The following is a 13,969-nucleotide window of genomic DNA, read 5'->3' on the forward strand; positions in this document are numbered from 1 at the left end:
AAACGTCGAGCGGGTTTTTTTATAAATGAAGGAAATCAAATGTCTCTCAAAGAACACCTAGACGGTTTGCTGCGCAATGCGACGGATGCAGGCGATGTGCCTGGCGTTGTTGCGATGGTGACGGATGCAAAAGGCACGATCTATCAAGGCGCATTCGGCAAGCGCTCACTCGATAGCGATGCGGCAATGACGCTGGACACGGTTGGTCTGATTGCATCGATGACCAAAGCCGTCACCTCCATTGCAGCACTGCAATTGCTGGAGCAAGGCAAAGTCGATCTCGAAAGCCCTGCTTCTAAATGGCTGCCTGCGCTTGGCGAGATTCAAGTACTCGAAGGCTTTGATGCTGATGGCAAGCCACGTACACGCGCGCCGAAACGTGCAGTTACGCTGCGTCATCTGCTCACGCACACCTCTGGCTTCGGCTACGAATTTCTCAACGAAGCGATTCCAAAATATCAGGCTGCCACTGGTACACCCAGCGCACTGAGCGGCGAACTGGCAATGCTCAAAGTGCCCTTGATGTTTGATCCCGGCGAACGCTGGGAATACGGCACGAGTCTCGACTGGGTCGGACAAATTGTTGAAGCCGTCAGCGGCCTGAAACTCGGCGAATACTTTGCAAAGAATATCTTTGCTCCACTCGGCATCACCGACACCGCATTTGTGATGACACCCTCCATGCGCGAACGCAAAGCCAAGATTCACGCACGCGGCCCAGCGAACGAATTGATCCCGATTGATTTGGAATTGCCACAACCACCCGAGTTTGGAATGGGCGGTGCCGGCCTGTACGGCACGATGGGCGACTACATCAAGATCATTCGCATGATTCTCAACAAAGGCGCAGGCGATAACGGCCGCGTGTTGAAAGAAGAAACCGTAGCCCTGCTATCGACCAATCACATGGGCGATCTGAATGTGCCATCAGTGAAGAGCATTAACCCCGGCCTCTCCAACGACATGCCACTGCCACCAGACATCCCACACAAATGGGGTCTGGCACACATGATCAACACCAAAACCTTCCCCACCGGCCGCGCTGCGGGCAGCTTGATGTGGGCCGGTTTGACGAATGCGTATTACTGGATTGATCCAAGCACCGGCATCGGCGGCGTCTACATGACGCAGATCCTGCCGTTCGCTGACATCAAATCGATGCCGTTGTTCTTCCAGTTTGAAGGTACGGTTTATCACTGCTTGAAGGCGTAATAACAGCGCACCCAACATGCAGTGCGTGTTGGGTGCGTGATTAAAGCGGCTGTCGTCCGCTCAATGCATGCGACAGCGTGCCACCATCAACGTATTCCAACTCGCCGCCCATGGGTACACCATGGGCGATGCGGGTGACTTTCACGTTCTCGCCGCGCGCCATTTCGGCTAGGTAATACGCGGTGGCTTCGCCTTCTACAGTTGGGTTGGTGGCGATGATCAGTTCCGTGATTTCGCCGCTGGCCAGTTGCTGGCTCAGCAAATCCAAACCGAGTTCTTGTGGGCCGATGCCATCGAGTGGCGAGAGGCGGCCCATCAATACGAAGTAGCGGCCGCGATATGCGGTGCTGGCTTCGATGGCCATTAAATCTGCTGGCCCTTCAACAACGCAAATGCTGCCTGCGCTTACGCGCGCTGGAGTGCAGAAACGGCAAGCATCGTCTTCGCAAAACATGCGACATGTTTTGCATCGGCCGATACCTTCGAGCGCTTCACCGAGTGTCTTGCCCAGAAAAGCTGCGCCTTCGCGATCACGATCCAACAAGTGGAACGCCATGCGTTGCGCAGACTTGGGTCCCACGCCGGGTAAGCGGCGCAGGCCATCAATCAGGCGCGTAAGACGCGGAGAGTAAGTACTCACTTCTTTCTGCTTAGAAGCCCAGATTCATGCCTGGAGGCAGCTGCATGCCGCCAGTCACGGCAGACATTTTCTGCTGCGTTACGGCTTCAAGTTTCTGCGAAGCGTCGTTGATTGCGGCGGCAATCAGATCTTCCAAAAATTCTTTGTCTTCTTTGAGTGCGTCTGGCGCAATCTCAACTTTGCGTGCCTGATGCTTGCCACTCAAAGTTACTTTAACCATGCCCGCGCCGGATTCACCGGTGACCTCAGTGCGTGCAATTTCTTCCTGCGCGCGCTTGAGGTTTTCCTGCATTTTCTGGGCCTGCTGCATCATTTGGCCGAGTGCACCTTTCATCTAAATCTCTCCTTACAAATTTTAAGAGTCGAGCGACCGGACTGAACCCGGCTTAACGCTCGCACCAAACATATCTTTGAAAGCACGCACAGCCGGATCAGCTTCAATCGCGGCTTCTGCAGCACGTTGACGATCGCTGACGCGCTGTTGATCCAACTGCGCAGGAGACGCCAAGGCTTCTTCCATCGCCAGTTCAATCGTGAGACGAATCGTTACGCCCAGCTGCGCCGAGAGTGCGCGCTCAATTGCAGCGCGGCGGTCATCGTGTAGCAAATGCTTGGCGCGCGGATCGAGTGATAAACGCACGGCGTCACCATCACGCCCTGCCCACGCGCAGTTGCGTGCGAGTTGCTTGGGCAGGCCATCCAGTGTCATCGCATCAACGCGTGCATCCCAAGACGCATCCGCAGGCAAATCGACGCGCGCTGCAACGGGTGCAAGCGTTGGCTCTGGTGCACGAGTAGGCGCTGGCTTCGCTGCCGCAAATACTGCTGGCGCCTCAGCAACTGCAGGAGCCGCGCTGACGCCGCCCGCGCTACTCGTCGTACGTGATGCCGCTGGTGATGCGGCACGTACTGGCGTGCCATCGTCTGGCTTGAAGGCGAGCATGCGCAGCACCGTCATTTCAAAACCCAAACGTGGATCGGGTGCGTACGGCAAATCGCGACGACCAAGCACTGCGATCTGGTAATAGAGCTGCACATCTTCTGGCGCGATCAGCGGCTTGAGTACGATGAGTGCTTCTTCATCATCTTCGTTCTGCGCATTCGGCAATAGTTGCAGAACAGACAGACGTTGAATCGCAGCAGCGAGATCATTGAGCAGTGCGGCGTAATCCGGTGCTTGTGCATCGAGACGTTGGATGCAAGCCAGCAAGGTGTCGGTGTCGCCCTTGGCCAGCGCGCCGAGAATTTCCAGCAAGGTTTGACGCCCAACCGTGCCGAGCATTTCTTCAATCGGTGCGCGCTTGAGTTCTGCGCCGCCAGAGAATGCGATGGCTTGATCAAGCAGTGAGAGACCATCGCGCATCGAACCATCCGCAGCGCGTGCGAGTTCTGTGATTGCGCCTTGTTCAAACGACAACGATTCGTTCTGTAACACCAGCCCAAGCTGCTCACGGATAGTCGCAACGGTGAGGCGCTTGAGATTGAACTGCAAGCAACGCGACAGCACCGTCACTGGCAGCTTCTGCGGATCAGTGGTCGCGAGAATAAATTTAACGTGCGGCGGTGGTTCTTCCAGCGTTTTTAGCAGCGCGTTGAAAGCACCTTTGCTGAGCATGTGAACTTCGTCGATCAGGTAAACCTTGTAGCGACCGCGCGCGGGTGAGTACTGCGCGTTATCGATCAGATCGCGAACGTTGTCGACGCCAGTGTTCGACGCAGCATCGATTTCCAGCATATCGACAAAGCGGCCTTCATCGACTTCCTTACAGGCGCTACACACACCGCAAGGATTCGCGCTGACGCCGGTCTCGCAGTTGAGACCCTTAGCGATGATGCGCGCGAGCGTGGTTTTACCAACGCCGCGCGTGCCGGTGAGCAGAATCGCAGGATGCAGCTTGTCGTGATCCAACGCATGCGACAGCGCTTTAACGACGTGGCCCTGCCCCATGACGTCTTCAAAACGGCGTGGGCGCCACTTACGCGCAAGGGCGAGATAGCTCATGGATTTCCGGAGGCAGGAGTAAAGACTGATTTTCGCGGATTAGAACGAAGGAGGCCAGTAAAACATGCGTTTACTGGCCTCAGTACAGCAACAAATATTTATTGACTTACAAACAAGCGCTTACGACGCTTGTTTTGGCGGCCCTCAGGCGGCGACAGGCAGCATCTGGCGAATGAAGTTCTCGCAGGTAGCGTTATCCATATAGCGCGGCACGGCATAGAACCAGAAGGTCTCATCCTGCGCCTTCAGCGTGATCGCCGGAATATCGGATTCCTTCAGCTTGTCGACCTGCGTCGGGATGCCGTAATCCGCATTCATTGCACGAACCTTGGCGATGAACGCATCGGCCAATTGCTCGTCGCTCTCGCCGCCTTTCTTGAGACCGCTGACTTCTGCCAGCTTAGCGAGGCGTGCGATGCAATTCGGCTTCGAGAAATCCAGCACGCGCGGCAGGATGATCGCGTTCGCGAGGCCATGCGGCACGTGGTAGTAAGCACCGAAGTTGTGCGCGATGGCGTGAACATAGCCAACACCTGCAATCGTGAAAGCCACACCCGCTTTGAATGAGGCAACCGCCATGTTCTGACGAGCCGTCACGTTGCTACCGTTCTTCACGGCCTCGGTGAGGTTCTCCATGATCAGCTTCACCGCATCGAGTGCTTCCTGATCGGTTTTCTTGGTGGCGTTGCGCGATATATAGGCTTCGACCGCGTGGGTCATTGCATCCATGCCGGTCGCAGCGGTGATGTTGGCAGGCAAGCCGGTCATCAGCGCGCCATCCAGCGCAGCGCCCTTAGGCACCAGCGCGGTATCCATGATCGCGAATTTGCGCGTGGTAGAAGGATCCGACACAACTGCAGCGATCGTCACTTCCGAACCCGTGCCAGCCGTCGTCGGCACAGCGTAGAGCTTCATAGGTGGAATGATCACGCGCATCAGGCCGGCCATCCAAGTGATTGGATGCGGGTTTCGCGCGCGTGCAGCGATCACTTTGGCTGCATCAATCGAAGAACCACCGCCAATCGCGAGGATCGCTTTGCAGTTTTCTTTCTTCAGCATCGCCAAACCCGTCTCGATTTGCGCGATGGTTGGATTGGGCAACACGCCGTCATAAACGACTGCGTCAATGCCGAGTTGCTGTAGCTTTTCCTGCATCGGCTTCAACAAACCAATCTTCACCAACATGCCGTCGGTGACGATCAGGATTTTCTTCACGCCGGTCTTGGCGATGTGCTCACAGAGCTGCAACGAGGAGCCTGGGCCGATAAACATTTCCGGCGTGCGGAAAATCAGGATCTTTTGGCTCCAAAACAGAATGAACTGCCAGATCTTAAAAATCAGAACCTTGAGTGAGTGCGGCATTTGGCTTCCCCAGATGTGTATTACGTGTGGGCCGCCTACGCGGGGCCTGCCCTGTGGCGCGATTGTCGTCGCCTAACACCGCACTGGCAAGCAAGGTGCGTACGGTGTTTTTAGGGGGCGAAAATGGAGGCAGCCCGTACCAGCTACTCCCGGCACCCAGCGTCACCGATACCGTTGCTCCCTTCCGGGCCTGGCGGGGTTCACGGCTTGCTGTCGCGGGAGGCCGGCACGGGCCACCATAGAAAAATGTGCTCGGGCTAGGCCCGAGGGACGCGCAGTTTACGGATAACGTCTCACTTGCGCAAAGCTGCTTGTTCGACAAGCGTCAAAGCGACTTTGTTCCGCAGATATACCGGAGCCAGATCATCGGCATTAATTGCTCGTCCAGCCGCGAAATCTGGCGCGGCCAACAGCAAAGCATCGCCAGCATGCGGCAAAGCGCCTGGCAAAACTTCAATGAGTTCAACAGCGGACGCAGCGCTCAATGCCTCGCGATATGCGCCCCAACCTGTTCCTGCAGCCAGCCAGCGTCCTGATGACATTGCTGGAATCGCTGCAGGCGGCACGACAACTTCTGCAGCGAGTTCACGCAGCTTTCCATCAATCACTTCAAACGCGCCGAAATAAACCTCGTTCATGCGCGCATCAATCGCCGATAACACTTGCGTTGCGCCATGCTCACGCGCGGCGCGCAGCGCCAACATCGCGAGTGAAGACACGCCGAGCACAGGTCGATCTAAAGCGAGACCCAAACCTTTGACGTAACCGACGCCAATGCGCACACCAGCAAAACTTCCGGGACCATGGCCGCAAACAATGCCGTCGAGTTGTTGATAGCTCACCCCACATTCCGCCATCAGTGACGCAACCTGCGGCATCAACTTTTGTGTGTGCTCACGACCCGTCAATTCAAAGCGCTCACGCACTTCACCATCCAGCCACAACGCGGCGGAGCAAGCTTCGGTTGAGGTGTCGATAGCAAGAAGTTTCATAGCGTGCGCAACCATTTTTGCGCCGTGTCCAAATCAGGAAGCTGCGGCATCTTCGGCAGGCTCGCGAGCATACGACGCCCATAGGGTTTCGAGCGCAAGCGCGGATCGCAAATCATCAGCAGACCACGATCATCAATATCGCGAATCAAACGGCCAACGCCTTGACGCAGCGTCATGATCGCTTGCGGCACTTGGCAATCGTTAAAGGGATTGCCGCCGCCGCGACGAATCGCATCCAGTCGCGCTTCAAACACAGGATCGCCTGGCGCAGCGAATGGCAGGCGATCAATGATCACCACGCGCAGTGCCCTGCCCTTCACGTCGACGCCTTCCCAGAAACTGCTGGTGCCAACGAGCACTGCATTACCGTTTTCAGTGAAAGCGCGCAGCAGTGCGCCGCGACTATCCTGTCCTTGCACAAACATCGGCAGGCGCAAACGCGCAGCTAATTTGTCTGCAATCTTTTGCAGCGCGCGATGACTCGTGCACAGCACGAAAGCACCACCACCACTGGCTTCAATTATGGGAATCGCAGCTTCAGCTACTGCATCGGCGTAAGTGAAATCAGTCGGCTCTGGCAAACCTTGTGGCAGAAAAAGTTTCGCCTGATTCTCAAAATCAAACGGACTATCCACACGCAAAGTCTTCGCGCGCTCAATGCCCAGCTGACTAATGAACAGCGAAAAATCTTCGCCCGCCGCAAGCGTTGCAGAAGTGAAGACCCAAGCGCCGGGATAAGTTTCCAACATGCGCTGAAAACCTTCAGCCACTTTGATCGGCGTGGCATGCAAGCTGCCACCGCGACCTGCGGGCTCTACCCAACGCACAAACTCAGGTTGTGCGGGCTGAAGAATTAAATTCAAACTTTCAACCAAACCAGCAGCGCGCTCGACGCAAGCAGCAAGTTCGGCGTTGCGCTCTTCGTAAGGTTTGAGTTCGGTGTAGAAACCATCGAGTGCAGCTTCGGCATCATCCAAAGCTTCGTGTGCGCCGGGCAGATCAGCAAAAGCATCCAGCGTCATGCGGTTTTGCACGCCTGCGAATGCAGCTTCCAACATCATCGCTTTCTGCGCCAACACAGTTGCGGCGACTTCAAGATCAGGCATATCGCCAGACTTGTCTGCTTCCGCGCGCGTGTCGCGTGCAATGTCTTGCAGCTGTCGCGTTGATACGCGATTGCCAAAGAAGCTCGTCGCCAGTTCAGGGATCTGATGCGCTTCGTCGACTACGACGGCATCAGAGCCAGAAAGAATTTGGCCGAAGCCTTCTTCTTTCAACACAAAGTCGGCGAACAGCAAATGATGATTAACAACGACTAGATCCGCAGCCTGCGCATTGCGTCGCGCTTTAGCGACGAAGCACTCGTTGAAATCTGCACACTTGGCACCGAGGCAGTTGTCTGCAGTCGAAGTCACGCGTGGCGTGATCGGATCATCCGATTCAAAAATTCCGAGTTCGCTGAGTTCGCCCGTCGTCGTGCTACGCGACCATTCTTCCACCATGCGCAAACGCGCAGGGTCGACACGCACACCGCCCGCGCCGGGCGAACGCTTCATGCGATAGAGGCAGAGATAGTTGGAGCGGCCTTTGAGTAACGCCGTGCGTAGCGGCACACGTAGCGCATCAGACACACGCGGCAGATCGCGATGAAAAAGCTGATCTTGAAGATTCTTGGTGCCGGTTGATACGACAACACGTTTTCCCGACATCAAAGCCGGTACAAGATAAGCGTAGGTTTTGCCGGTGCCGGTGCCTGCTTCAACCGCGAGCAAACCGTTGTGCTCAAACGCGTCTGCAACCGCTTGCGCCATCTGCTGCTGCGCCGCGCGCGGAACGAATCCGGGGATTGCGTGGGCAAGTGGGCCGTCGGCGCCAAGTAGTTCAGCAGTTTGACCTTCAACTACAACATCGCCATTCCCACTTTCGTGAGAGGCTTTATTCATTGAGGCGCGACCGGCAACACGGCGGGCTGCAACATCTGCTGAATCACATCGATGCGCGACTGCGCTTCTGCAGCGCCAGCAGGATTATTGCGTGCGGTGCGGGAGTCGCGAATCACGCGCCAGTTTTCTTGCAGAACATAAACATTGCCACGCGCGATGCTGTTGGATTTCTGCGCCACGCTTTCAGCTTGGTCGTAGCTCTTCTGACGCAGATAAGTATCAGCCAGCGTTGACCAGACAAAATAATTACGCGGTTCGATACGCAGTGCGCGCTCTAGAGAACCAGCCGCTTGCGCATACTGACCCGCAGCGCGTGCGCTTTGTGCCGAACGCAGCAAAGACAACACAGCTGGGCCACTAATGGCATCAGCTGACTTGGGAAAATTCGGCAACACTTTTTCAGTCGGCGGAGCGAGAACTGAATCCGTGCCCGGTGCAACTGGCGTCGTCGGGGCAACCGGTGTCGGCTCGCCTAGCGGCGGTGTAACGACGCCGTATCCAGGCTTGCTTGCCGGCGCAGACGGCTGCGTAGGCTGTGGTGGCACGTTGCTTTCATGACGTCCGCGTGCGGTCTGACAACCGGCAACCACGAGCGTGAGGACAACCGCGCCAACCTTGATCCATTGCGTCATTGAAGCATTCCTTTAAGCCAATCCACTGCCGAATTTACTGGTGCCAGTATCGAGGCACATGGCGCAGTTTCGGTCGGGGCATAACCGCGAATATACGGGACGAGCATAGCGCCTGTGCAGCCCGCATCGGCTTTGAGGCCGGTGGCTGTATCAGTGAGCTGCTCTTCAACATCTGCTGGCGGCAATGGATCAAGACCACGCACACCGATATCACGCATCACCTTCGACCAGATGGGCAACGCACCTGTCGCGCCAGACAATCCCATCGGACGGAAGTCATCGCGACCCACCCAAATCACAGCGACGCGATCTGCGCTAAAACCTGCAAACCAAGCATCACGCATTTCGTCGGTGGTGCCCGTCTTACCAGCAACAATGGTTGAAGGCGAAATGACGTTGTAAGCGCTGCGACCCGTGCCCAGCGTCATCACTTGGCGCATCGCCCAAGTTGCGAGATACACCGGACCTTCCGGCAAAGTTTGTTTCACTTTAATTGGGAAGCGCGAGAGCGGCTGACCTTCTTTGGTCTCCACTTCACGGATCGCCGACAAAGGTGACTGATAACCGCTGGCGGCAAGCGTTGCATACATCTGCGCCACTTCAACCGGCGCAGCGTCCAGCGAGCCAAGGAAGATTGAAGGCACCGGCAAAACATTGCCGCTATAGCCTGCAAGCTGCATGGTCTTGCGCACTTCTGTTGCGCCAACACGCAAGCCGAGTGCAACCGTCGGCAAGTTATATGACTGCGCCAACGCCATGTAAAGCGGCTGTGGCCCGTGATTCTGACGGTCGTAGTTATGCGGTTCCCAAACATCTTTATTGGGCATCGTCAGGCTGATCGGATCGTCCGGCAGAATCGTCGTCAGATTGAATTGCTGCGGCTGCTGCAGTGCCGTCAGATAAACAAAGGGTTTCGCCAACGAACCAATCGAACGTCGCGAATCCAGCGCGCGATTGAATCCGGCGTATCGCGTTTCACGACCACCCACCAATGCCAGCACTTCGCCGCCATCAACGCTCGTGATCACGCCTGCGCCTTGCAGCGCGCCTGCCTTCATCTTGCGCTGACCTTCGAGTACCGGAAGACCTTCTGTAATTTGTTTCTCCAAGGCTTCCTGGGCGCGCGGATCCAGCGTGGTGAAAATGCGTAGACCTTCGTTGGTGAGATCGTTGTCTTGGTATTGGCCTTTGAGCTGGCGCTTCACCAGATCAACAAAGGCTGGATAGCGTGCGACGCCATCACTCTTACCTGCCAAGCCTAGCGGCAGTTCAACAGCACTCTTGTATTCAGCGTCATCAATCAAGCCTTCGTCATTAAAGATCTGCAACACCAGATCACGACGGGCTTTGGCGCGCTCAGGATTGCGGCGCGGGTTGTAGTACGACGGGCCTTTGACCAAGCCGACCAGCAATGCGAATTCGTGTGGATGCAACTCGCTCAGCGGCTTGTTGAAATAGAACTGCGCGCCCAAACCAAAACCATGCACGGCGCGATTGCCGTCTTGTCCGAGGTGCACCTCATTGAGGTAGGCCTCCATGATTTCGTCTTTGGAGTAATGCGCTTCCAGCAACAGCGCCATGCAGACTTCTTTGAACTTACGCTTGAGCGAACGCTCTGGCGTTAGAAAGAAATTCTTCACCAGCTGCTGCGTGATCGTGCTGGCGCCTTCAACCGCATGGCCCGCCATCAGATTGGCGAATGCAGCACGCATGATGCCTTTGATGCTCACACCGTAATGCGAATAGAAGCTGCGATCTTCCACAGCCACCAATCCACGCGGCAGCATCTGCGGCACATCGGTGAGTTTGACCAGCACACGGTCTTCACCCTGCTGCGGATAAATACTGCCGATTAACATCGGATCGAGTCGCACGATATCGCGTGACTTGCCGCTGACGGCATCGTTCACTTCGGTGATGCCCGCAGGCGCCAAACGAACCGATAAACGTGACTCGGGCTGTGCGCCGTCCCAGAAATTGAACGCGCGGGTATAAATCAGCGCCTGATCTTTGGTGATCGCAAAAGTGCCGGGGCCCTGGGGCTCTGGCTGTTCGCGATAGCCCAGACGTTCCAACTCATGTTTAAGGGTGGCCGAATCCAGTGCCTGTCCGGGATACAACTCCAGCGGGGCGGCATAGACCTGCGCCGGCAAGGCCCAGCGCGCGCCAGCAAAGCGGGCGCGAATCTCTTTATCGAGACTCGTTAAATAGATAGAGAAGCCGATAACAGCAGCACTGATCAACAGGATGAGTGCGGCAACGACTACGTAGCGGATTTTAATAAAGAAGGCTTTCATGCAGCGCGCAATGATACAGGCTGAGGTAAGCCTATGACCGTGCCTAAAGCACGGAGTGCCCTACTTTTTGTGTCAGAAAATAGCCCCGGCCGCGCTTGGCCTGATCTAGGCCTTGTTAGGCCTGTTGTTTTATTAAATATAATAATTAATTCTTTAGTTTATTTTAGAAAACACTACATCAGCGCAAAAAATCTGCCCTGTCACCGTCACTTAAACCGGCGATTCCACAAGAACACTCGAATACAAGGCATTGTTATAAATAAGTTTGTCAGCGTAAATCATACGCACCAAATTAAATCACCAACTGGCAGAGACCTAGTTCATCTTTTATCCTTGCGGCCTTCACAAAACTGTCACAAAGGGATGCGGTCGCCACGGCGGCCCCAAAAACGGTAGGCGACATGTCAACCGCGACAGCAAATCAGTTTTAGAAAATCTGGGAGCACTTCAATGTTTGCACGCTTTATGCCGAAAGAGGCACGCTTTTTCGACTTTTTCATTGCCCATGCAGACCAGTTGGTCCTTGGCGCTAACGAGCTCAAAGCTCTAATGAACAATGTCGCCGACCTGCCGCTGCGCAAGCGCAATATCGAAACCATTGAGCACGCCGCGGACAAGATCACCCAGCAGACCATGCAGCTGCTGCACCAGACCTTCATCACCCCGCTGGATCGCGACGAAATTCACCAGCTGATCACGCGCATGGACGACATCCTCGATCTGATGGAAGACGCCTCGCAGTGCATGCATTTGTATGACATCCACGCCGTCACCGATGAAACCCGTCATCTGGCTGATATCTGTCTGGAAAGCACCGAACGTGTCCGTGACGCGGTTCGTCTGCTGCCCAACATGAAGAATGCCGACAAGATTCTCGATAACTGCAAACACATCGACCGCCTTGAAAGCGACGCCGACCACGTCATGCGCACCGCCATGGCCAAGCTGTTCCGCGAAGAAGCCGACACGCGCCAGCTGTTTAAGATGAAAGAGCTGTATCAGTTGCTCGAATCCGTCACTGACCGTTGTCAGGACGTGGCCAACATCCTCGAAGGCATCGTGCTCGAGAACGCGTAAATGGATGCCTCCATTATCGGCCTGCACACGGTCATATTTTTGGTCGTGTTAGCGCTGCTATTCGATTTCATGAATGGCTTTCATGATTCGGCCAACTCGATTGCCACCATTGTTTCCACGGGCGCAATGAGCCCGCAGAAAGCCGTGGTATGGGCAGCCTTCTTCAACTTCATCGCTTTTATTTTCTTTGGCTTTCACGTTGCAACGACCATCGGAAAAGGCACGATTGATCCTTCCATCGTCGATCACCACGTGATCTTTGGCGCACTCGTCGGCGCCATCAGTTGGAACATCATCACCTGGTACTACGGCATTCCCTCCAGCTCCTCGCACGCGCTGGTTGGCGGCTTGGCCGGTGCAGCGATTGCCAAAGGCGGCACGGGCACATTGATTGCGGCAGGCTTCCTCAAAACCGCTGCAGCCATTTTGTTGTCGCCATTGTTCGGCTTCTTGCTCGGCGCACTTCTGATGGTGATGGCATCGTGGGTCGGCACGCTCTCAACCGCGCGCAAGATGGATCGCTTCTACAAATATCTGCAATACGTTTCTGCAGCGCTGTACAGCCTCGGTCACGGCAGTAACGACGCACAGAAAACCATGGGCATCATCTGGATGATCTTGATCGCATCACAGATCACCACGGCGGATGCGCCATTGCCATTCTGGGTTGTACTCGCCTGCCAAACCGCAATGGGCCTCGGCACCTTGTTCGGCGGCTGGCGCATCGTCCGCACCATGGGCATGAAGATCACCAAGCTTCGTCCTGTCAGTGGATTTAGCGCTTCAGCCAGCGGCGCGATCACACTCTTCATTGCGACGAGCCTTGGCGTTCCCGTTTCCACCACCCACACCATCACCGGCTCTATCGTTGGCGTCGGCGCTGCACGTAACGTCAACGCAGTGCGTTGGGGTGTTGCCGGCAACATCGTATGGGCTTGGGTGCTGACCATTCCTTCATCTGCGTTTATTGCAGGTGTGGCTTGGTGGGTTGGACAGCATTACTTCTGATCCCATCGTTCCCAACGAAATAGCCCGCGAAAGCGGGCTATTTCGTATTAGGTGTGAAGTGTTTTATTCAATGCGGATAAAGGCCTTCAATACTTAGACTCTAGCGATGTACACATAGCATATGTAATATTTTGTTTTGGCACTTGGCTTCCAAAAATACTTCCAACCAAACCAGAGAAACCATGAATTATCGAGTTTTAATTCTTGCGCTATTACTTACCGGCTGTAGCGGTGGCAACAACACTCCATCGACTGGATTAAAGATATTCATCACTGAAGAAACCCACGCCGGTGACTTTGCAGGTGATCCAACACTGCCGGGAACCACCGCAATTCAGAAAGCAGATGCCTTCTGCAACAGTTCAAGGTCCAAGCCAAGCGACGATACGTACAAAGCTCTCATAGTTGATGGCACTTCTCGCGACGCCGTGTCACTAACCGATTGGGTTCTAAAACCAGATACAGATTACTACCAAGCATTCAATGACGTTTTGATTGACAGAACCACCAACGCAGCGATCTTCGCGGCCTACTACAGATCGATGAAAAATCCGATCGATCCATGCGGCAAAAACTGTGCTCCAGAAAAACAGCGAACAGTGTGGACGGGCATGATCGACGCATCAACATTTGAAGCTGGAACAGCGTTTTACAACTGTAATGAATGGGGGCAGGCTGGCAGCATAACTAGTCAAAGTGGAGTGTTTAGCCTCACGACTGAAATCGACGGACGAGCATTCGCTACAAATGGCTATGCCGGCTGTACTACCCACCAGTTCCCAGTCTATTGCGTTCAACAATAAT

The 13,969-nt window shown here is 55.2% G+C and carries 12 protein-coding genes and 1 other RNA gene; 4 read left to right on the forward strand and 9 right to left on the reverse strand.

The genetic code is table 11. From position 1 onward, the window contains the following. Positions 1-39 precede the first annotated feature (39 nt). Positions 40-1,212 carry a serine hydrolase domain-containing protein gene (locus CJD38_RS05430; RefSeq protein WP_107939301.1) on the forward strand — a complete coding sequence of 391 codons (1,173 nt, stop codon included), beginning with the start codon at positions 40-42 and terminating at the stop codon, positions 1,210-1,212. Positions 1,213-1,252: 40 nt separating this feature from the next. Here the strand turns inward: CJD38_RS05430 and recR are convergent, their stop codons facing one another. The 9 genes from recR to mrcB form a co-directional block, all read right to left on the reverse strand. Next, positions 1,253-1,852 carry a recombination mediator RecR gene (recR, locus tag CJD38_RS05435; protein WP_107939302.1) on the reverse strand — a complete coding sequence of 200 codons (600 nt, stop codon included), beginning with the start codon at positions 1,850-1,852 and terminating at the stop codon, positions 1,253-1,255. A 10-nt stretch (positions 1,853-1,862) separates the two neighbouring features. Further along, positions 1,863-2,186, reverse strand: a complete 324-nt coding sequence (locus CJD38_RS05440) for a YbaB/EbfC family nucleoid-associated protein (protein WP_107939303.1) — start codon at positions 2,184-2,186, stop codon at positions 1,863-1,865. A 21-nt stretch (positions 2,187-2,207) separates the two neighbouring features. Further along, positions 2,208-3,854: a DNA polymerase III subunit gamma/tau gene (gene dnaX, locus CJD38_RS05445; protein WP_107939304.1), complete on the reverse strand. Its 1,647-nt coding sequence runs from the start codon at positions 3,852-3,854 to the stop codon at positions 2,208-2,210. Positions 3,855-3,998: 144 nt separating this feature from the next. Then, positions 3,999-5,216 (reverse strand): iron-containing alcohol dehydrogenase, encoded by a 1,218-nt coding sequence (locus CJD38_RS05450; protein WP_107939305.1) that lies wholly within the window; start codon positions 5,214-5,216, stop codon positions 3,999-4,001. Between the two features lie 133 nt (positions 5,217-5,349). Then, positions 5,350-5,446: signal recognition particle sRNA small type (gene ffs / locus CJD38_RS05455), an RNA gene on the reverse strand. Between the two features lie 63 nt (positions 5,447-5,509). Continuing rightward, positions 5,510-6,208 (reverse strand): tRNA (adenosine(37)-N6)-threonylcarbamoyltransferase complex dimerization subunit type 1 TsaB, encoded by a 699-nt coding sequence (gene tsaB / locus CJD38_RS05460; RefSeq protein WP_107939306.1) that lies wholly within the window; start codon positions 6,206-6,208, stop codon positions 5,510-5,512. Continuing rightward, positions 6,205-8,151 carry a DNA repair helicase YoaA gene (gene yoaA, locus CJD38_RS05465; RefSeq protein WP_107939307.1) on the reverse strand — a complete coding sequence of 649 codons (1,947 nt, stop codon included), beginning with the start codon at positions 8,149-8,151 and terminating at the stop codon, positions 6,205-6,207. The genes tsaB and yoaA overlap by 4 nt, the downstream gene beginning before the upstream one ends. Continuing rightward, complete coding sequence (locus CJD38_RS05470) at positions 8,148-8,783, reverse strand: tetratricopeptide repeat protein (protein ID WP_107939308.1); 636 nt, start codon at positions 8,781-8,783, stop codon at positions 8,148-8,150. The genes yoaA and CJD38_RS05470 overlap by 4 nt, the downstream gene beginning before the upstream one ends. Further along, entirely contained in the window at positions 8,780-11,080 is a 2,301-nt protein-coding gene (gene mrcB / locus CJD38_RS05475) for a penicillin-binding protein 1B (protein ID WP_107939309.1), read from the reverse strand. Before mrcB ends, CJD38_RS05470 begins: the two co-directional genes overlap by 4 nt. Before the next feature lie 450 nt (positions 11,081-11,530). Here mrcB and CJD38_RS05480 point away from each other — a divergent pair, with 450 nt between their 5' ends. The 3 genes from CJD38_RS05480 to CJD38_RS05490 all read left to right on the forward strand — a co-directional run bounded on the left by CJD38_RS05480 (position 11,531) and on the right by CJD38_RS05490 (position 13,968). Beyond that, positions 11,531-12,157 (forward strand): DUF47 domain-containing protein, encoded by a 627-nt coding sequence (locus CJD38_RS05480; protein WP_107939310.1) that lies wholly within the window; start codon positions 11,531-11,533, stop codon positions 12,155-12,157. Then, the gene (locus tag CJD38_RS05485; RefSeq protein ID WP_107939311.1) at positions 12,158-13,165 is read left to right on the forward strand and encodes an inorganic phosphate transporter; all 1,008 of its coding nucleotides are present in this window, start codon (positions 12,158-12,160) and stop codon (positions 13,163-13,165) included. A gap of 182 nt (positions 13,166-13,347) precedes the next feature. Further along, positions 13,348-13,968, forward strand: a complete 621-nt coding sequence (locus CJD38_RS05490) for a DUF1554 domain-containing protein (protein WP_107939312.1) — start codon at positions 13,348-13,350, stop codon at positions 13,966-13,968. The last annotated feature ends 1 nt before the right edge of the window (position 13,969 follow it).

Origin of the sequence: Stenotrophobium rhamnosiphilum (assembly GCF_003052265.1) — a bacterium.
Lineage (GTDB): Bacteria > Pseudomonadota > Gammaproteobacteria > Nevskiales > Nevskiaceae > Stenotrophobium > Stenotrophobium rhamnosiphilum.